Source organism: Alsobacter soli, assembly GCF_003004785.1.
Taxonomy (GTDB): domain Bacteria; phylum Pseudomonadota; class Alphaproteobacteria; order Rhizobiales; family Beijerinckiaceae; genus Alsobacter; species Alsobacter soli.
This window is the reverse complement of sequence record NZ_PVZS01000002.1, coordinates 183,734-201,382: the sequence shown is the minus strand read 5'-3', so window position 1 is coordinate 201,382 and position 17,649 is coordinate 183,734. Positions and strand designations below refer to the sequence as shown.

The window sequence follows — 17,649 nt, the reverse complement described above, 5'->3', positions numbered from 1 at the left end:
ATGCACCTGCTCCGCACCGAGACACGCACGCTCGACGAGGCCGAGGCCGCGGTCGACCTGGCGCAGTCCCCGGCGGAGCTCGTGTTCCTGTCCTTTACGGACAGCGACATGACGGCGCTCGCCCGCGCCTGGGAAGCAGGGCGCGAGCGCTATCCGACCCTGCGCATCGCGTCGCTGGCGCAGTTGAAGCATCCCTATTCGGTGGACCTCTACGTCGCAGGGGTCGCGGCGAAAGCGCGCTTCGTGCTCGTTCGCCTGCTGGGCGGCATGGACTACTGGCGCTATGGGGTCGAGGAGCTCGGCCGCGCTGCGCGGCAGCATGGGTTTCAGCTCGCGATCGTGCCGGGAGACTACCGCCCCGACGAACGGCTCGAGGCTGCGTCCACCCTCCCTCCGGACGACCTGCGCCGCCTCTGGGGCTGGTTCCACGAGGGCGGGCCGGACAACCTGGCGAGTTGTCTGGCGTTTCTATCGACCCGCACCGGGCGCGCCCTCGCCTGGCGAGAGCCGGCGCCGGTGCCGTCCATGGGGGTTGCGCGGGAGTTCTGTCGCGAGCCCGTGGCGGCGGCCGGCCTCGCCCGCGCAGCGCGGGGTGGCTGGAAGGATCTGGCTAAAGACGCCAGCCTTCCGCCCCGTCCTTGCGAGCAAGGGAGCGACGAAGCAATCCAGGGCGAAGGGCGCGCACCCCTTGATTACTTCGCTGCGCTCGCAATGACGGAGGCGGGACCTCCGCGCGCGCTCGTCACATTCTACCGTTCCGTCCTGATGGCCGGCGACACGGCCCCGATCGCTGCGGTGGCGGACGCCCTGGCGAAGCGCGGGTTCGCGGTGACGGCGGCCTATGTGTCCAGCCTCAAGGATCCGGCGGCTGCCGAGGGCCTGGCGGCCCTGCTCGCGCGCGAGAAGCCGGACGTCATCCTCAACACGACGGCGTTCTCGGGGCGAGCGGACGCCGGCGGCGGCGTGCTGGACCGGGCGGACGCGCCGGTGCTGCAGGCCATCCTGGCCGGGTCGCGACTCGAGCCCTGGCGCGAGTCGAGCCGGGGCCTGGGGGCCGCGGACCTCGCCATGAACGTCGTGCTGCCGGAGCTCGACGGGCGCATCATCGCGGGCGCGGTCTCGTTCAAGGCCGAGACCGAACGCAGCGAAGCGCTGGAGTTCGCCGCCGTGGCGCATCGGCCGGAGCCGTCGCGGGTGGCGGCCGTGGCGGACCTTGCGGCGGCTTGGGCGCGGCTGCGCGGGACGCCTGCGGCGGAGCGGCGGATCGCCTGCGTGTTGTCGGACTACCCGCACAAGGGTGGACGCGCGGGCTATGCGGTGGGGCTGGATACGCCGGCCAGCGTGGCGGCCATCGTGGAGGCGCTGCGCGGGGCGGGGTACGCCGTTGGAGAGTCGCCCGACCCGCAGGATCTGATGCGGACGCTTGGCGGTGAGGGCTGCTGGGCATCAAGCTCAAACGGCGACGAACCTGTTCTCCCGCTCGTCGACTACGCCGCCCTGTTCGCCAGCCTCCCCTCCGCGCTGCGCGCCAGCATCGAAGGGGCCTGGGGCTCGCCCTACGCTGATCCTTCAGTCCGGGACGGCACATTTCGTTTCCGTGTCTTGCGGTGCGGAAACCTTCTTGTCGCCCTGCAGCCCGCGCGCGGGCTGGACAGGGACCGCAAGGCCGACCACCACGACCCGGCGCTGCCGCCCCGACATGGCTATGTCGCGTTCTATCTGTGGCTGCGCCATGTCGAGCGAATCCACGCCATGGTCCACTGCGGCACGCATGGGACGCTGGAGTGGCTGCCCGGCAAGGCCGTGGCGCTCTCGGCGGAATGCGCGCCGGAGGCCGTGCTCGGGCCCGTGCCCGTCGTCTATCCTTTCATCGTCAACAACCCCGGCGAGGCCGCACAAGCGAAGAGGCGCATCGCGGCCGTGACGGTGGGGCACCTCACCCCTCCCCTGGTGGAGGCCGGCCAGCACGGAGCCGCGGCCGAGGTGGAGGCGCTGCTCGACGAATATGCAGACGCGCAGGGCCTCGACGCGCGCCGCGCACGCATGCTGGCGGACGCCGTCCTGCAGCGGGCCGCTGAGACGGGGCTCGCTGCTGAAGCAGGGCTCGGGGGCTCGGACGACCCGCAGGCGGAGTTGCAGAAGCTCGACGCCTGGCTGTGCGACCTCAAGGAGGCGCGCATCGGGGATGGGTTGCACGTTTTCGGGCGCTCGCCGGAGCGCTGGGGCGAGGCGCCCAGCGACGTGGTCCAGGCGTGCGGGCCCGCCGAAATGGACGCGCTGTTGCGCGCCCTGGACGGCCGCTTCGTGGAGCCTGGCCCCGCCGGCGCGCCGTCGCGAGGCCGCGCGGATGTGCTGCCGACGGGGCGCAACCTGTTCAGCGTCGACCCGCGCGCCATCCCGACGCGCACGGCCTGGAACATAGGGAAGCGCACGGCCGAGGAGATCGTGACGCGGTACGCGCAGGACCATGGCGACTGGCCGAAGCGCATCGTGCTCGATCTTTGGGGCAGCGCCACCATGCGCACCGGAGGCGACGAGATCGCGCAGGCCATGGCGCTCCTGGGGGTGAAGCCCGTGTGGGACCACGCGTCGTCCCGCGTGTCCGGCTTCGAGATCCTGCCGACCGCCGTGTTCGGCCGACCGCGCGTGGACGTGACGCTGCGGATTTCCGGGCTGTTCCGGGACGTGTTCCCCGGCCAGATCGCGTTGTTCGACGACGCCGTCCGGGCGGTCTCGGAGCTGGACGAGGAAGACGAGGAGAACCCGCTCGCTGCCTCCCGGCGCGCATCCCGGGCGGATCCGGTCCGCGTGTTCGGGACCGCGCCGGGCGCCTACGGGCTGGGGCTCGGCCAAAAGCTGGCCGAGGGTCAGTGGCAGGACAGGGCGGAGCTCGGCGCGGCCTATCTGGCCGCAAGCGGCCACGCGTATAGCCGCAACAGCGAGGGCGCTGCGGCGGCGGAGGCCTTCGGCGAGCGGGTCGCGAGCGCGGACGCCTTCGTGCACGTGCAGGACATGGCCGAGCAGGACGTGCTCGATTCGGACGCTTTCGCCGAGCACGAGGGCGGCTTCGCGGCGGCCGCGACCAGCTTGGGCGCGAGGCCGGCGCTCTACCACGCCGACACGACGGCGCCGGAGCGCACCAAAGTGCGCACCCTGCGCCAGGAGGTCGCCCGCGTGCTGCGGGCCCGGGCCGCCAACCCGCGCTGGCTGGCAGGGCAGATGCGCCACGGCTGGCGCGGCGCGGCCGAGATCGCCGAGACGGTGGACAACCTCTTCGCCCATGCGGCGCTGGCCGAGGTGGTCGAGAGCCGGCAATTCGACCTGATGTTCGACGCCGCCTGCGGCGACGAGGCGATGCGCGCCTTCCTCCTGGCGGCCAACCCGGCCGCCGCGCGGGCCATCGCAGACAAATTCGACGAAGCGCAGCGACGCGGCTATTGGCGCCCCCGGCGGAACTCCACCGCAGCCATCCTGGCCGAACTGCGCGGGGAACACGGGGGAGCCGCATGACCCCGTCAAAGGGCGAGGCCGAGAGGCTGCGGAGGGGGTGGTGCCCCGGGGCGCTTCGGCCGATGCAGACGGGCGACGGTATGCTCGTGCGGCTGCGGCTGACGGGCGGCATCGTTCCGGCTGCGCTGGCGCGCGCCATCGCGGACTGCGCCCGGCGCTTCGGCAACGGCGCGCTCGACCTCAGCGGCAAGGCGAACCTGCAGCTTCGGGGCGTGACGGACGCCACGCTTGAGCCGCTGCTCGAACAGCTGCAGGCGCTCGGGGTGCTTGACCCCGATCCTGCCGCCGAGGCCGTGCGGAACGTCGTTTCCAGCCCGCTGGCGGGCCTCGACCCCGCCGAGGCCCTGGACGTGAGGCCGGTCGCGGCGGCGCTTGAGCGACGGCTGGCCGAAGATTCCTTGTTGCATCAACTCCCGGCCAAGTTCGGCTACCTCGTCGACGACGGCGGGCGCTTCGCGCCGCGGGACGTCAGCGTGGACGTCCGGTTCGAGGCTTTCCGGACGGATGCCGGCCCGCGCTTCGCTGTGCGGCTTGGCGGGTCCGAGGCGACGGCGAACACGATCGGCGCGTGCGCGCCCGATGCTGTCGTGGAGGTCGCGGCGGGGATCGCCGCCACTTTCATCGCGCTGCGCGTTGAGCGCGGGCCCGAGGCGCCGCGCCGCATGGGGGCCATGCTGGCGCAGGTGGGACTGGCGCCGTTCGGGGCCCTCGCCGGCATGGAGCCCGGTGCCGGCTCTTGGTCTCCCCCTTCGCGCAAGGCCTCGCAGCCGCTTGGGCCCATCCGGCTGGGAGCCGACAGTTCTGTGTTCGGCGTTGGCGCGCCATTCGGCCGCTGGTCGGCGGATGATCTCGAGCGTTTGGCGGACTGGTCCGAGCGCTTCGGGATCGCCGAGCTACGGCTGACGCCCTGGCGGGCGATTCTCATGCCGTTGTCCGCGTTGGCGGACCTCGCAGCCTTCGCCTCCTCCCGGTTCATCGTCGACCCTGCCGACCCACGCTTGGCCGTGGCGGCCTGCCCGGGTGCGCCCGACTGCGCCAACGCGTCGCGGCGCACCCGGGACGACGCGACCGCGTTGGCGGAGGTCGCCCGGGGGCTCGCGGCGGAGGGCGTGACCCTGCATGTTTCGGGCTGCGCCAAAGGTTGCGCGCGTCCGGAGCCGTCCGACGTGGCGCTGACCGCGCGGAACGGGCTATACGACCTCGTCCGGCGTGGGCGCGCCGGAGACACGCCACAGCGCTCGGGGCTGAGCCTGGACGAGGCCAGGGCGGCGATCGAGGAGATGAGGACGGGGTGAGCGACCGCATGGACTATATCCGCGAGGGCGCGGAGATCTACAGGCGGTCCTTCGCCATCATCCGGTCCGAGGCCGACCTGGCGCGGTTCACTCCGGAGGAGGAGGTCGTGGCCGTGCGCATCATCCATGCCTGCGGCATGGTGGAGGCCGCGGCGGACATCGCCTTCTCGCCGGGCGCGGCGATCGCAGCAAGGGCGGCGCTGAAGGCCGGCGCGCCCATCCTGTGCGACGCCAAGATGGTGGCGAACGGGGTTACGCGCGCGCGGCTTCCCGCCAACAACGACGTGATCTGCACGCTCGACGATCCACGCACGCCGGCGCTCGCCGCGCAGCTGGGCAACACGCGCTCGGCCGCCGCCATGGAGTTGTGGCGCGAGCGGATGGGCGGGGCGGTGGTGGCGATCGGCAACGCCCCGACCTCGCTGTTTCGCTTGCTGGAGATGCTTGACGCGGGCGCGCCCCGGCCCGCCGCCGTCATCGGCATGCCGGTCGGCTTCGTGGGCGCGGCGGAGTCAAAGGAGGCGTTGATCGCGGACGGGTGCGTGCCGTTCATCGTCGTGCGCGGGCGCAAGGGCGGCAGCGCCATGGCGGCGGCCGCCGTCAACGCGCTCGCGGGCGAGCGGGAGTGAGCATGGCCGGGACACTCCATGGCGTCGGGCTCGGCCCGGGCGATCCGGACCTGCTCACGGTGAAGGCCGTGAAGGCCGTGCAGTCCGCGCCGGTGATCGCCTATTTCTGCAAGAGGGGCCGGCGTGGCCATGCGCGCACGATCGTGGATTCCTGGCTGAAGCCCGAGCGGGAAGAGCTGGCGCTGGCCTATCCGGTGACGGTCGAGATCCCCTTCGCCGACCCGCGGTACAACGCGGCGCTCTCCGGGTTCTACGCCGAGTCGGCGGAGCGGATTGCTCGCGAACTCGAGGCCGGGCGCGACGTGGCTTTGCTGTGCGAGGGCGACCCGCTCTTCTATGGCTCCTTCATGCACCTCTATGTGCGGCTGAAGGACAGATTCCGGGTCAGCATCGTGCCGGGCGTGACCGGGATGTCCGGGTGCTGGACCGCGGCCGGCGCGCCCATCACCTGGGGCGACGACGTGCTCACGGTGTTGCCGGGCACCCTGCCCCGCGACCAGCTCGCGGCGAAGCTGGCGGCCACCGACGCCGCCGTGATCATGAAGCTCGGGCGCAACTTTCCGAAGGTGCGCGAGGCGCTGGCGGAGGCGGGACTTACTGACCGCGCGATCTATGTCGAGCGCGGGTCCATGGCGGAGGAGAAGGTGCTGCCCCTGCGCGACAAGCGCGACGACGAGGCGCCGTATTTCTCCATGATCCTCGTGCCCGGCCAGGGGCGTCGCCCGTGAGCGGCGGGCGGCTGTTCATCGTGGGGCTTGGCCCCGGTCCGGCCGAGTGGATGACGCCCGAGGCGAGCGCCGCGTTGGCCGAGGCGAGCGACGTCGTGGGCTATGGCCCCTATGTCGACCGCATCCCCGAGCGCGCGGGGCTCACCAAGCACGCGAGCGACAATCGGGTGGAAGTGGACCGCGCCCGGCGCGCGCTGGAGCTGGCCGAGGCTGGCCGGAGCGTGGCGGTCGTTTCGGGCGGGGACCCGGGCGTCTTCGCCATGGCGGCCGCGGTGTTCGAGGCGATGGAAGCTGGCCCAACGGGATGGCGGGAGCTCGACATCCGCGTGCTGCCGGGCGTCAGCGCCATGCAGGCGGCGGCAGCGCGGCTCGGGGCGCCGCTGGGGCACGATTTCTGCGCCATTTCTCTGTCCGACAACCTGAAACCGTGGACCGTGATCGAGCGGCGGCTGCGGGCGGCGGCGGACGGGGACTTCGTGATCGCGTTCTACAACCCGGCCTCCAAGGCGCGGCCGGGGCAGATCCATGAGGCGTTCGGGTTGCTGCGCTCGCTGAAGAACGGGTCCACGCCGGTCGCGTTCGCCCGGGCAGTCGGGCGGCCGGACGAACGGATCGTGCTCACGACGCTCGCCGAGGCGGATCCGGGGCTCGCGGACATGAGCACTCTGGTGCTGGTCGGCTCCAGCGAAACGCGGTTCCTGGAGCGCCCGGGCGACGAACGCCCGTGGCTCTACACGCCGCGCACTTACGGAGCCGGGCGGTGAGCCTCCAGCCAGGCCAGCACGGCGTCGAGATGGTGCTCCACCGGCGCGCCGGACGGCGCTGGCCGGGCGACCATGACCACCTCGACGCCAAGCCGGCGGCCTGCTTCCAGCTTCGCCGCGGTTGCGGCGCCGCCGCTGTTTTTGGTCACCAGCACGTCGACGCCGTGGCTTTGCATCAGCGCAGCCTCGGCCTCCACGTCGAAGGGGCCGCGGGCCAGGACGAGTTCGCAGCGGGGCAGCCGGTCGAGGCCGTCCGGGGCGTCGATGCTGCGCGCCACGTAGCGGTGCTGGGGCGCGGCGAAGAACTCCGGAAAGGACAGCCGGCCGACGGTCAGGAACACCGTCCGGGGCGCGACGCCGAGGGCCTCCACGGCGGCGGGCATGTCGGGGACGGTCGTCCAGCGGTCGCCTGGGCCGGGACGCCATTCGGGCCGCGTGTAGACCAGAAGGGGCGTCGTCATCTCCCGGCAGGCCGCGACGGCGTGACGCGACATCTGGGCCGCGAATGGATGCGTGGCGTCCACGACGGCATCGATGCGTTCGGATCGCAGGTAGCCGGCGAGGCCCTCGACGCCGCCGAAGCCGCCGACCCGCGTGGGAAGCGGGCTTTCGGCCGGCGCGCTGGTTCGGCCCGCCAGGGACAGGGCCGCTTCGATATCCGCCCGGCCCGCGAGCCGGCGGGCGAGCGCCGTCGCTTCGGTGGTTCCACCCAGGATGAGTACGCGCATGGCGGGTTTCTTGGCAGGAAGGCGAGGCCACTTGCAATGGCCTTCGCCGCGCGGCTTCCGAAGAAGCGGTTCAACGCCCCCACCCGTCTGGATTGCTTCGCTGCTCTCGCAATGACGAGGTGGTCGTCATGACCGGGCCGTGGCTCACCCTCGTCGGCATCGGCGAGGACGGCGTCGACGGGCTCTCGCCCGCGGCGCGGCGTTGCGTGGAGCGCGCCGCACTGGTGGTAGGCGGGGCGCGGCATCTGGCGCTGGTGGACGGGCTTGGGGGAGGCAAGCGAATGACGTGGCCTTCCCCGCTCACGGACGCCATTACCAGGATTCTGGAATGGCGCGGGCGGCCCGTCTGCGTGCTGGCGAGCGGGGACCCGTTCTTCTACGGCGTGGGGGCGACGCTCGCGCCCCATGTGCCGGCGGACGAGATGCAGTGCCTTCCGGCGCCCTCCGCCTTCAGCCTCGCGGCGGCCCGGCTCGGCTGGGCCCTGCAGGATTGCGCGCTCCTGTCCCTCCACGGCCGCGCGTTCGAGCGGATCACCCCGCACCTGCAGCCGGGCGCGCGCATTCTGGCGCTGTCCTGGGATGGATCCACCCCGGGTCGACTGGCGTCGTTCCTGGCGGAGCGAGGCATGGGGCGTTCTCGCTTCGTGGTGTTGGAAGCCATGGGGGGCGACCGGGAACGCATCAACGCGAGCATCGCGGACGATTTCGCCATGCCCGAGGTCGATCCCCTGAACGTGGTCGCGCTGGAGATCGTGGCCGATCGGGGCGCACTCGTCCTGCCGCTGGCTGCAGGGCTCGCGGACGCCCTGTTCGAAAACGATGGGCAGATTACGAAGCGCGACATCCGGGCCATGACGCTCTCAGCCCTGGCCCCGCGCCGAGGGCAACTGCTGTGGGACGTGGGCGCCGGGTCGGGATCCGTGGGGATCGAATGGATGCTGCGGCATCCCTCGCTGCGGACGATCGCCGTGGAGACGAGGCCCGACCGGGCGGCGCGCATCCACCGCAACGCGCTGGCGTTGGGGGTCCCGGAGCTTCGGATCGTGGAGGGCAAGGCCCCAGCCGTGCTTGAGGGCCTGCCCGCGCCGGACGCCGTCTTCGTCGGCGGCGGCGCGACAGATCCGGCGGTCCTGGACGCAGCCTGGTCGGCCTTGGCCGATGGCGGGCGTCTGGTCGTCAACGCGGTGACGCTCGAGACCCAGGCCGAACTGATGCGCCGCTACGCCGCCCTGGGCGGGGACCTGACCTCGATCCAGATCGCACGAGCCGACCGGGTCGGACCGTTCCATGGGTTCCGGCCGGCCATGCCGGTCGTGCAATGGGCCGTAACGAAAGGCGGCGCGGCATGAGCGCGCCCATGACGGCCATCGGCATCGGCTGCCGGAAGGGCTGCCCGGCGGCGTCCATCGTGGCACTGATCCGCCGCGCGCTGGCCGATCCGGCCTTGGCCGGCGCGGGCATGATGGCGGTGTTCACCACCATCGAAAAACAATCGGAGCCGGGCATCGCAGCGGCGGCGGCGGCCCTCTCGCTGCCGCTCGTCTACCTGCCGCGCGCGGCTCTGGAGGCCGTCGCTCCATCGGCCCAGACCCGATCGGAGCGCGTGGTCGAACTGTTTGGCGTGCCCTCCGTGGCGGAGACAGCGGCCTTGGCCGGCGCCGGGCCCGGCGCACGCCTGCTTGTGCCGCGCATCAGCGCGGACGGGGCCAGTTGCGCCGTGGCGGGGCCTGCAGAACCTTCGGAACAGACCTCATGACCGTCCACTTCATCGGCGCCGGGCCCGGCGCAGCCGACCTCATCACCGTGCGTGGACGCGACCTGATCGCCCGCTGCCCGGTCTGCCTCTACGCCGGCTCGCTCGTGCCAAAGGACCTCTTGGCCTACTGCCCGCCGGGCGCGCGGATCGTGGACACGGCGGCGATGTCGCTGGAGACCATCGCGGAGGAGTACGGGCGCGCGTTCGCCGCCGGAAAGGACGTGGCGCGGCTCCATTCGGGGGACCTCTCCGTGTGGAGCGCGATGGGAGAGCAGATCCGCCTGCTCCAGGAGCGCGGGATTCCCTACACCGTTACGCCCGGCGTGCCGTCCTTCGCGGCGGCGGCGGCGGCCTTGGGGCGCGAACTGACGCTGCCGGAAGTGGCGCAATCACTGGTGCTGACGCGCACGTCCGGCCGCGCTTCGTCCATGCCGCCCCGAGAGACGCTGACGGCCTTCGCGCAGACCGGCGCGACGTTGGCGATCCACCTGTCCATCCACGTGCTGGGCAAGGTGGTGGAAGAGCTCACGCCGCATTACGGGCCGGACTGTCCGGTGGCGATCGTGTTCCGCGCGTCGTGGCCGGACGAGCGCATCGTGCGCGGCGCGCTCGCCACCATCGAGGCGGAGGCCGCCAAGGCGCCCATGGAGCGCACCGCCCTGATCCTTGTCGGGCCGTCGCTCGGATCCCAGGACTTCCGCAACAGCGCGCTTTATGACGCGGACTATGCGCGCCGGTTTCGGACGCCGGGGTGGCGCGGGACGAGCAAGTAGCGAGCTTCCGCCGGCATATCCCGGGTTCTTTGACCGGGGGGCGAAGCCGCGGATTGGATGCGGCGTGGGGCCCCAACCCCTGAATCCCCTTCCCGACCTGCTTCGCAGGTCGCCGGGGATGACGCGGTTAGCTGGGCTCAGATCCCGGCGTGGCCAAGCGTCCATTGAACACCTCCTCCGCCTAGCTGAAGCGCAACCTTTTCTGCCGCGGCGGCGTTTGCGCTCGTGTTTTCGAAACGCGAGCGTTCCATGCCTTTCCACGCCCCTGCCGCCCTCCCCTGCCCTCGCGCACTGGAGGTACGGTAATGGCCGGGACCATGCGGGCCGCCATCCTGGAGGGCGCCGGCAGGGCGCGGGTGATCGAGGCGCCGATCCCGGAGCCAGGCGCCGGGCAGGTGCGGATCAGGCTGGAAGGCTGCGGCGTCTGCGCCTCCAACCTGACGCCGTGGGCCGGGCCGGCGTGGATGCAGTATCCGACAGCCCCCGGCGACCTCGGGCATGAGGGCTGGGGCGTGGTCGACGCCCTCGGAGATGGCGTGGACGGGCTCGCGGTCGGCGACCGGGTCGCGGCGCTGTCCTACAAGAGCTACGCGGAATACGACGTGGCAGAGGCCACGAACGTGGTGAAGCTGCCCGCCGCCCTGGCAGGGCAGCCCTTCCCGGGCGAACCGCTGGGATGCGCCTTCAACATCTTCCGCCGAAGCGACATCCAGGCGGGGCAGACTGTCGCCATCGTGGGGGTCGGGTTCCTCGGGGCGATCCTGACGCGCCTGGCGTCGCAGGCCGGAGCGCGGGTGATCGGGATCTCCCGGCGGGGCTACTCGCTCGATCTCGCGCGCCGCATGGGCGCCGCCGAGACGATCGCCATGGACGACCACAACGGGATTATCGCGCAGGTGAAGGACCTGACCGGCGGCGCCTTCTGCGAACGCGTGGTCGAGGCGGTGGGCAAGCAATGGCCGCTGGACCTCGCGGGCGAACTCACGGGCGAACGCGGCCGGATGATCGTCGCCGGCTACCACCAGGACGGGCCGCGGCAGGTCAACATGTGGCTGTGGAACTGGCGCGGGCTCGATGTGATCAATGCTCACGAGCGCGATCCGAAGGTTTACATGCAGGGTATCCGGGAGGCCGTGGACGCGGTGGCGTCCGGCCGGCTCGACCCTTCGTCGCTCTACACCCACCGTTTCCCCCTGGAGCGGCTTGGCGAGGCGCTTGACGCCACGCGCGACCGGCCGGACGGGTTCCTCAAGGCCCTGGTGACATTCTGATGAGCGATTTCACCGCCGCGGCGCAGCAGCCGCAGTCTTCGCGTCCGCGGGTCGGCTTCCTGGGCGTGGGCTGGATCGGGCGGAACCGGATGGAGGCCATCCTGGCGACCGGAGCGGTCGAGGCTGTCGCCGTCTGCGACGCGTCGGACGACATGGCCGCCGAAGCATGCCGCCTGGCGCCTGGCGCGACCCGAGTCGATTCGCTGGACGCGATCCTGGACGCCGGCGTGGATGGGGTCGTGATCGCGACCCCCAGCGCGCTTCATGCGGAACAGGCCATTCGGGCGCTGGAGCGCGGCGTCGCGGTGTTCTGCCAGAAGCCGCTGGGCCGCACAGCCGCGGAAGCGCGGGCCGTCGTGGAAGCGGCGCGGACTGCGGACCGGCTGCTCGCGGTCGACCTGTCCTACCGCTTCACGGAGGGCATGACCAAGATCCGGGAGGCGGTCCAGGCCGGAACCCTCGGCGGCGTGCATGCCGTGGATCTGGTCTTTCACAACGCCTACGGGCCGGACAAGCCATGGTTCTATGACCCGCTGCAGTCGGGCGGCGGATGCGTCATGGACCTTGGCGTGCACCTTGTGGACCTGGCGCTCTGGACCCTCGGATTCCCGGAGATCGAGCGCGTGTCATCGTCGCTCTTCGCCGGCGGGGAGCCACTCGCGGGACGAACCGACGCCGTTGAGGACTATGCGCTGGCCACCCTGACCCTGGCGTCAGGCGCCGCCGTGCAGCTGGCCTGTTCGTGGCGGCTCCACGCCGGGTGCGACGCCATGATCTCCGCTGCGTTCTACGGGCGGGACGCGGGCGCGGCGATGCGCAACGTGAACGGCTCCTTCTATGACTTCGAAGCCGAGCTGTATCGCGGCACATCACGCGAGCGCCTCGCCTCGCCGCCTGACGCGTGGGGCGGCCGCGCCGCGGCGGACTGGGCGCGCCGGCTCGCGGCCGGCGAGAGGTTCGACCCGCAGACCGAGCGCCTGGTGGACGTGTCTCGCGTGCTGGATGCGATCTACGGCCGCGCGACGGCGTACTGAGCCTCAGCCCGGCAGATCCACGAAGATCCTGGCCAGCAGATAGCCGAGCGAAGCCGTAACGGCCGTCACCAGCACACCCCAGGCGATATCCACGGCGGCCATGGCCGCCGAGTAGCCCTTCAGGGTGGCTAGGTTGGTGAGGTCGTAGGTGGCGTAGGCGAAGAAGCCGAACAGCGCGCCGTAGAGCGCCGCGTCAATCCATGACCCGGAGCGCGCGGCGGGCATCATGGCGAAGATCACGACCCCGACAACGTAGAGGGCGTAGAACGCCACCGCGGGCGGCAGGTTCGGGCGTTCCAGCAGCAGTCCGCCGATCTGCTCGACATAGAAGCGGCGGGCCACCACGCCGAGCCACACCAGGTCCAGCGGAATCATGACCAGGAAGGCGCAAACGTACATCACCAATGCGCGCTTCATGCTCGCCCCCGTGTTCGAACCCACCGGCCCATGTGCGGGCCAACCCGCCTGCTGGATCACCTTGCGGCGGAAGGTTCGCTTTTTTCGCAGGACTGCAACGCGACATTGAGGTTTGCGGAGGATCCTCGACCGAGAGGGCCCCAGGAGGGCGCGCCATGCTGGAACGGGACTGGAGAAGCCGCTTCCTGAAGCGGATCGTACGGCACGTCGACGAGACGGCCGAGCGGCAGAAGCAGATCACCGCGGCCAAGCAGGCGCACGCGGAGGTCCCGCTCCGGGCCGCCCACGAGCACGCGCGGCTCTTCCCCTACGGTCTGGTGGAGAAAAAGGAGGAAGCGGAGGCGCGCCGGGGAGCGATGGGCCGGTTCCCGAACAAGGCTAATACAGCGCCTGCGAAACCGGCAGAGACCAAGCAGAACGGCCTCATACGCCGGCCGCCGCCGGCGGAGAAGCCGACGCGCCAGACCTCCTGGCAATGGACGAGGCCGAAAGGACCATGAATCCGGGTCGGCGGCTCACCGCCGAACCCTCAGCCGCATGTTCAGGATGGAGGCTGCGGACGCGCATCAGCGCGGAGCGCCGCCATTAGGCCTGCGGCGGCTCACGCGCACTGGGATGGCCTGAGGCGCCGTACGATCCCAGGCCCGGGCCACGATCAGCACCAGCGTCATCGTCACCAGGGGCCCGGCGAATGCGGCGAGCGCGGCGGGGTACAGTGAAGTCATCGTCGATCTCCAGCAAAGGCTTGGACCAATGCGAAGCGACGGCGCTTGTTCCCAGCCGGCCGGCCTGGCGCCGATCCCCGAGGCTGAGCTCGGGGCCGAGCCTTATTCCGCCGCCGCCTTCGGCTTGCGGCCGCGCTTGGCGGGCGCCGGCTGGGGAGCGGGCGCCGGCTTGCGACGAGCCTGCCCCAGCCCCATGCTCTTCGCCAACTGGGAGCGAGAGGCGGCGTAGTTCGGCGCGACCATGGGGTAGTCTGAGGGCAGGCCCCAGCGCGCGCGATATTCGGCCGGCGTCATTCCATATTTGGTGGACAGATGACGCTTCAACGACTTGAAGGTCTTTCCGTCTTCCAGGCAGACAATATAGTCCGGCGTGACAGACTTCTTGATCGGAACGGCGGGACGCAACTCTTCCACAGGCTCTTCAACCGGCGCTCCGGAGACCGAAGCCAGAGCGTTATGCACGCTACCGATCAGCGTCGTGAGTTCGTCACGGGTCAGCTTGTTGTTGGCGACGTATGCGGACACGATGTCCGCGACCAGATCTATCACTGCGGTGCTGTGCTCGGACACGGTGTGCTCCGTTTATTCTCCGTCTGATCAACGTAGCTCTATTTGATTTATATGAAAAGAGGCCACTGCAACAAAATCAGGCGTGGACCGTATTGCCTTAAGACTTGCAGCTGACGGTTGTATTGCTTTTTCGTAAGGCAAGGCCCGTCAGCGTGAGCGATTCCGTCGCAGAAGCGCCGTCACCGGTCCGCCATTTTCTTGGCGTTTCAAGCATGAGCATCGCCATCAAAGGTCCAGGAAAGCACCAAGACGTGAGAACAACAGTCCTCCTGGCAATCGCCGTCAGCTTGGGCGCGCCCGTGGCGGCTCAGGCCGGCCAGCTGCGCGTGATCAACAAGACTCGCGAACCGATCGCCGAAATCCAGGTTTCCCATGGTCGCGACTGGGGCCCCGGGCAACTGGAAGGCCGCCCCATCCGGTTCGGCGAGGATCGACTGTTGCGGTGGGTCTCGGACGGCAAACACAAGATCCGGCTCATCAACCAGAGGCGGGAGGAGTGCGTGATCGACGGGATCGACTTCGAGGACGGGAAAGTCCTGACGGTCACCGACCGGGTGCTCACGCTCTGTGAGTGACCGCTGAAAATTTTTTCGTCAAAGGACGGAACCGGCGCGCCTATGCGGCGTTTTATCGTCGCATCATCGGAATGCCCCCTCCAAGATGCGCAGAGGCCCTTGCAGACCTGATCGTCTGCAAGGGCCTTTTCCTTGGCTGCCGGCCTTCACGGCGTCGCCGGGGCTCCGCTCGCCACGAGCAGGAGCGAACGGTCAATCTCCTCCAGCAGCACGCCCGCGACGTGCCCGAAGCTCACCACATCGCCAGGCCGCTTGCTCACGCCGAGCACCACGAGCGTGTGCCCGCCCAGGCGCGCCTGGCGCAGGATCGCCTCCTCGGCGCTCATGTTGACGCGCACGGCCGTATGCACTTGCACGCCAAACCGGTCGCCGAGCTGGACGATGTCCTTCAGGATGGCTTCGTTCTGGCCGCGCAGCGCCCGGAAACGGCGTCGTCGCGCGCGGTTGTTGTGGGCGCCCGGCACATACAGCGCGGTGAGCGGGCAACGGTGCGAACGGGCCAACGCAAGAGCGACTTCCGCGCCGCGGCGTGACACCTCGGTGCCCGTGACGGCGACCAGGATGTTCAGCTCTCCTCGGAGCGGCTCCTCGTGGTGCGTCCCCCGGGCGCTCACCAGCGCCACCGGGCCGTTGAAGACGGCCGTGATCTCGCTGACCCGGCGATGCAGGCCGCCTCTGCGGCTGACCACAGGCTCCAGGCCCTCGATCAAGAGGTCATAGCCGTTCTTGGCCTCGGCGGCGACCGCTTCGGCGCCGACAGCCGGCTGCGTGCGCGTGGTGACGTCCACGTCAAGCAGGACGGCGTCCTGTTCCGCCCCGTCCTGGGCCGATGCAGCCGCCTTCTTCACAGCGTCCTCCACGCCGGCTTCCGGCCCGACGGCGCGCTGTTCCCTTGCGGGGTCGACGCGCACGACCGTGACCGGGAGGCCCCGCGGACCGGCGAGCAGTCCCGCCACGCGGGACGCGAGCTTGCTGCTCGGGCTCTCGTCGGCGGCCACGAGCAAGCGCTCGAGCTGCGGGACAAACCCCTGGGCTTCGAACGCCTCGCGCTCGATCCGCTCGGCCTCTTCCGGCGTCAGCGGCAGGCGCCGGAGCGCCCATCGGAGCATGGGCGGCATGGCCATGGTCGTGAGGACCGCCATGGCGACGATCATGGTGAAGAGGTCGTTGCTGAGAGCGCCCATGGACAGCCCGATGGAGGCCACGATCACCTCCGTGGAGCCCCGGGCATTCATGCCGCACCCCAGGGCGACCGACTCGCCCCGAGACAGGCCCCCGAACCACCCGCCGACAAATGCGCCGCCGAACTTGCCGATGCTGGCGATCAGCACCAAGCCCGCGGTCAGCATCGCGATGCTGGGACTCTTGAGAATGGTGAGATCGGCGCTGAGCCCCGCCAGGCCGAAGAAGACGGGCATGAACAGGGCCACGATGAGGCCGCGGAGCTCCTCCTCGATGTGGCGCGTCAGGATGGGCGACTGACCGACGAGGACGCCGGCGACGAAGGCGCCGAGCACGGTATGCACCCCGATGGCGTTCGTGATCAGCGCCATCACGCCCGTGATGACCAGGATCACCGAGATCACCGGCATGTCGCTGACGAAGGTGTCGTTGGCCCATCGAATGGCCAGGAACACGAGGCGGCGGCCGATCGTGAGGCTCACGGCCAGAAACACGAACGTTCCGGCGAGGCTCTTCGCCAATGAGACGAGCTCGAATTGCCCATGCAGCGCGATGCCGAAGGTCAGCGCGATGATGATCCAGCCGATCGTGTCGTCGATGATGGCCGAGGCGACGATGACCTGGCCGATATTCCGGCGCAGGAAGTTCATCTCCCGGACAACCATGGCGACGATCTTCACCGACGAGATCGAGAGCGCAGTGCCCAGGAACAGAGACGTGATCAGGCGCAGCTCAGGGCGCGGCAGCATGGCGTCCGGCAGCGTCTCGCCCAGGGCGAAGCCGCAGGCGAAGGGCACAGCGACGCCGGCGACCGACACGCTGAAGGCGGCGCGCTTCACCTTCCGGACGAGGCCGAGATCGGTCTCCATGCCGGTGAGCAGAAGCAGCAGCATGATGCCGAGCTGGGAAACGGCGTCGATCATGGCCTTCTGCTCTTTCACCGGCGGAAAGAGCGCGTGCTGCCAATCGGGGGCGAGCGCGCCGAAGACCGAAGGACCGAGCAGGATTCCGCCAATGAGCTGGCCCATCACGGCGGGCTGCCCAACCCGCTGCATGGCCTCGCCCAGCAGGCGCCCCACCACAATGAGGACCAACACCTGCGAGATGAACAGAGCCTCGGATGGCCCGGAGGCTCCTGCAGGACCGGCCGCATGAGCGAGCGACGGCAAGACCAGCCTCAGCCCCGCTGCCGCGAGGAGGAGGATCACAAGGTGGCGAAGATGAAGGACAGGACGGCTGGAAAGCGAAAACGGCTGCACGCGGCGCCCTCAGACGAAGACGTCACGAGAACGGCGGAGCCGTTGGAAAGATCCGCCCTCGTCTGGGCCGTGAAGATCAGTAGAGCGCGCGCACGGTGGCGTGGCGCACCACGGTCACGCAGGGCGCAGGCGTATAGGCCCTGTACCAGCCGTGATCCCAGCGGCGCGGGCGATGTTCACAATAGCCTTCATAGCGGGCGGAGATCGGCACGCCCCGATCCGCGACCACCGGCCCGCGGAACTCGCCATTCAGTGCGATGAGCGGCTCGCTGACAATCGGCGGAGCCGCGCAAGCGCTCACCAGAACAGCCGCAGCGCCCAGCACGATGAAGCTCTTCATTCAGCCCTCCCTGATTCAGATGCGCATCGTACTGCAAGCCTCATGCTTCGCATAATGTTCCCTTGTTGCTGGAGCCCATCAGCAATTCGCGAC

18 protein-coding genes are annotated in these 17,649 nt (G+C 70.1%); 12 read left to right on the top strand and 6 right to left on the bottom strand.

Annotated features, from left to right (window positions below):
* The 5 genes from cobN to cobJ are packed head-to-tail and all read left to right on the top strand — an operon-like array spanning position 1 to position 6,926.
* Positions 1-3,510, top strand: coding sequence for a cobaltochelatase subunit CobN (gene cobN / locus SLNSH_RS02515; RefSeq protein WP_106335070.1), 3,510 nt, complete (start codon positions 1-3; stop codon positions 3,508-3,510).
* A complete protein-coding gene (gene cobG / locus SLNSH_RS02510) occupies positions 3,507-4,805 on the top strand; it encodes a precorrin-3B synthase (protein WP_106335069.1) in 1,299 nt (432 codons plus the stop codon). Before cobN ends, cobG begins: the two co-directional genes overlap by 4 nt.
* Positions 4,802-5,434: a precorrin-8X methylmutase gene (locus SLNSH_RS02505; protein ID WP_106335068.1), complete on the top strand. Its 633-nt coding sequence runs from the start codon at positions 4,802-4,804 to the stop codon at positions 5,432-5,434. Before cobG ends, SLNSH_RS02505 begins: the two co-directional genes overlap by 4 nt.
* A gap of 2 nt (positions 5,435-5,436) precedes the next feature.
* Positions 5,437-6,162, top strand: a complete 726-nt coding sequence (locus SLNSH_RS02500) for a precorrin-2 C(20)-methyltransferase (protein ID WP_106335067.1) — start codon at positions 5,437-5,439, stop codon at positions 6,160-6,162.
* A complete protein-coding gene (gene cobJ / locus SLNSH_RS02495; protein ID WP_106335066.1) occupies positions 6,159-6,926 on the top strand; it encodes a precorrin-3B C(17)-methyltransferase in 768 nt (255 codons plus the stop codon). The genes SLNSH_RS02500 and cobJ overlap by 4 nt, the downstream gene beginning before the upstream one ends.
* Here cobJ and SLNSH_RS02490 read toward each other — a convergent pair.
* Complete coding sequence (locus SLNSH_RS02490; protein ID WP_106335065.1) at positions 6,908-7,654, bottom strand: cobalt-precorrin-6A reductase; 747 nt, start codon at positions 7,652-7,654, stop codon at positions 6,908-6,910. The genes cobJ and SLNSH_RS02490 overlap by 19 nt on opposite strands.
* Positions 7,655-7,782: 128 nt before the next feature.
* Between SLNSH_RS02490 and cbiE the strand changes: the two genes are divergently transcribed.
* The 5 genes from cbiE to SLNSH_RS02465 all read left to right on the top strand — a co-directional run bounded on the left by cbiE (position 7,783) and on the right by SLNSH_RS02465 (position 12,488).
* Positions 7,783-9,003 carry a precorrin-6y C5,15-methyltransferase (decarboxylating) subunit CbiE gene (gene cbiE, locus SLNSH_RS02485; RefSeq protein WP_106335064.1) on the top strand — a complete coding sequence of 407 codons (1,221 nt, stop codon included), beginning with the start codon at positions 7,783-7,785 and terminating at the stop codon, positions 9,001-9,003.
* Entirely contained in the window at positions 9,000-9,410 is a 411-nt protein-coding gene (locus tag SLNSH_RS02480) for a cobalamin biosynthesis protein (protein WP_245421989.1), read from the top strand. The genes cbiE and SLNSH_RS02480 overlap by 4 nt, the downstream gene beginning before the upstream one ends.
* Entirely contained in the window at positions 9,407-10,183 is a 777-nt protein-coding gene (gene cobM / locus SLNSH_RS02475; protein ID WP_106335063.1) for a precorrin-4 C(11)-methyltransferase, read from the top strand. The genes SLNSH_RS02480 and cobM overlap by 4 nt, the downstream gene beginning before the upstream one ends.
* Before the next feature lie 305 nt (positions 10,184-10,488).
* Positions 10,489-11,454: an MDR/zinc-dependent alcohol dehydrogenase-like family protein gene (locus SLNSH_RS02470; protein ID WP_245421987.1), complete on the top strand. Its 966-nt coding sequence runs from the start codon at positions 10,489-10,491 to the stop codon at positions 11,452-11,454.
* On the top strand, positions 11,454-12,488 hold the full coding sequence (locus tag SLNSH_RS02465) for a Gfo/Idh/MocA family protein (protein ID WP_106335062.1): 1,035 nt from the start codon (positions 11,454-11,456) through the stop codon (positions 12,486-12,488). The genes SLNSH_RS02470 and SLNSH_RS02465 overlap by 1 nt, the downstream gene beginning before the upstream one ends.
* 3 nt (positions 12,489-12,491) lie before the next feature.
* Here the strand turns inward: SLNSH_RS02465 and SLNSH_RS02460 are convergent, their stop codons facing one another.
* The gene (locus tag SLNSH_RS02460; protein ID WP_106335061.1) at positions 12,492-12,905 is read right to left on the bottom strand and encodes a DUF2177 family protein; all 414 of its coding nucleotides are present in this window, start codon (positions 12,903-12,905) and stop codon (positions 12,492-12,494) included.
* A gap of 155 nt (positions 12,906-13,060) precedes the next feature.
* Between SLNSH_RS02460 and SLNSH_RS02455 the strand changes: the two genes are divergently transcribed.
* Positions 13,061-13,405, top strand: a complete 345-nt coding sequence (locus SLNSH_RS02455; protein ID WP_106335060.1) for a hypothetical protein — start codon at positions 13,061-13,063, stop codon at positions 13,403-13,405.
* A 66-nt stretch (positions 13,406-13,471) separates the two neighbouring features.
* Here SLNSH_RS02455 and SLNSH_RS24805 read toward each other — a convergent pair whose 3' ends face one another.
* Entirely contained in the window at positions 13,472-13,630 is a 159-nt protein-coding gene (locus SLNSH_RS24805; RefSeq protein ID WP_158266645.1) for a hypothetical protein, read from the bottom strand.
* Positions 13,631-13,732: 102 nt separating this feature from the next.
* The gene (locus SLNSH_RS02450; protein WP_106335059.1) at positions 13,733-14,200 is read right to left on the bottom strand and encodes a Ros/MucR family transcriptional regulator; all 468 of its coding nucleotides are present in this window, start codon (positions 14,198-14,200) and stop codon (positions 13,733-13,735) included.
* Between the two features lie 212 nt (positions 14,201-14,412).
* Between SLNSH_RS02450 and SLNSH_RS02445 the strand changes: the two genes are divergently transcribed.
* Positions 14,413-14,775 carry a hypothetical protein gene (locus tag SLNSH_RS02445; RefSeq protein ID WP_146140167.1) on the top strand — a complete coding sequence of 121 codons (363 nt, stop codon included), beginning with the start codon at positions 14,413-14,415 and terminating at the stop codon, positions 14,773-14,775.
* 146 nt (positions 14,776-14,921) lie between these two features.
* Here the strand turns inward: SLNSH_RS02445 and SLNSH_RS02440 are convergent, their stop codons facing one another.
* Both SLNSH_RS02440 and SLNSH_RS02435 read right to left on the bottom strand, forming a co-directional pair.
* Entirely contained in the window at positions 14,922-17,126 is a 2,205-nt protein-coding gene (locus tag SLNSH_RS02440; protein ID WP_245421985.1) for a cation:proton antiporter domain-containing protein, read from the bottom strand.
* A gap of 166 nt (positions 17,127-17,292) precedes the next feature.
* On the bottom strand, positions 17,293-17,556 hold the full coding sequence (locus SLNSH_RS02435; protein ID WP_106335057.1) for a hypothetical protein: 264 nt from the start codon (positions 17,554-17,556) through the stop codon (positions 17,293-17,295).
* Positions 17,557-17,649 lie beyond the last annotated feature (93 nt).

What these genes read in the sequence shown, in the direction of transcription:
- cobN (WP_106335070.1), top strand. Translation starts at nt 1, where the DNA reads ATGCACCTGCTCCGCACCGAGACACGCACGCTCGACGAGGCCGAGGCC.
- cobG (WP_106335069.1), top strand. Translation starts at nt 3,507, where the DNA reads ATGACCCCGTCAAAGGGCGAGGCCGAGAGGCTGCGGAGGGGGTGGTGC.
- SLNSH_RS02500 (WP_106335067.1), top strand. Translation starts at nt 5,437, where the DNA reads ATGGCCGGGACACTCCATGGCGTCGGGCTCGGCCCGGGCGATCCGGAC.
- SLNSH_RS02490 (WP_106335065.1), bottom strand. Translation starts at nt 7,654, where the DNA reads ATGCGCGTACTCATCCTGGGTGGAACCACCGAAGCGACGGCGCTCGCC.
- cbiE (WP_106335064.1), top strand. Translation starts at nt 7,783, where the DNA reads ATGACCGGGCCGTGGCTCACCCTCGTCGGCATCGGCGAGGACGGCGTC.
- SLNSH_RS02480 (WP_245421989.1), top strand. Translation starts at nt 9,000, where the DNA reads ATGAGCGCGCCCATGACGGCCATCGGCATCGGCTGCCGGAAGGGCTGC.
- cobM (WP_106335063.1), top strand. Translation starts at nt 9,407, where the DNA reads ATGACCGTCCACTTCATCGGCGCCGGGCCCGGCGCAGCCGACCTCATC.
- SLNSH_RS02470 (WP_245421987.1), top strand. Translation starts at nt 10,489, where the DNA reads ATGGCCGGGACCATGCGGGCCGCCATCCTGGAGGGCGCCGGCAGGGCG.
- SLNSH_RS02465 (WP_106335062.1), top strand. Translation starts at nt 11,454, where the DNA reads ATGAGCGATTTCACCGCCGCGGCGCAGCAGCCGCAGTCTTCGCGTCCG.
- SLNSH_RS02460 (WP_106335061.1), bottom strand. Translation starts at nt 12,905, where the DNA reads ATGAAGCGCGCATTGGTGATGTACGTTTGCGCCTTCCTGGTCATGATT.
- SLNSH_RS02455 (WP_106335060.1), top strand. Translation starts at nt 13,061, where the DNA reads ATGCTGGAACGGGACTGGAGAAGCCGCTTCCTGAAGCGGATCGTACGG.
- SLNSH_RS24805 (WP_158266645.1), bottom strand. Translation starts at nt 13,630, where the DNA reads ATGACTTCACTGTACCCCGCCGCGCTCGCCGCATTCGCCGGGCCCCTG.
- SLNSH_RS02445 (WP_146140167.1), top strand. Translation starts at nt 14,413, where the DNA reads ATGAGCATCGCCATCAAAGGTCCAGGAAAGCACCAAGACGTGAGAACA.
- SLNSH_RS02435 (WP_106335057.1), bottom strand. Translation starts at nt 17,556, where the DNA reads ATGAAGAGCTTCATCGTGCTGGGCGCTGCGGCTGTTCTGGTGAGCGCT.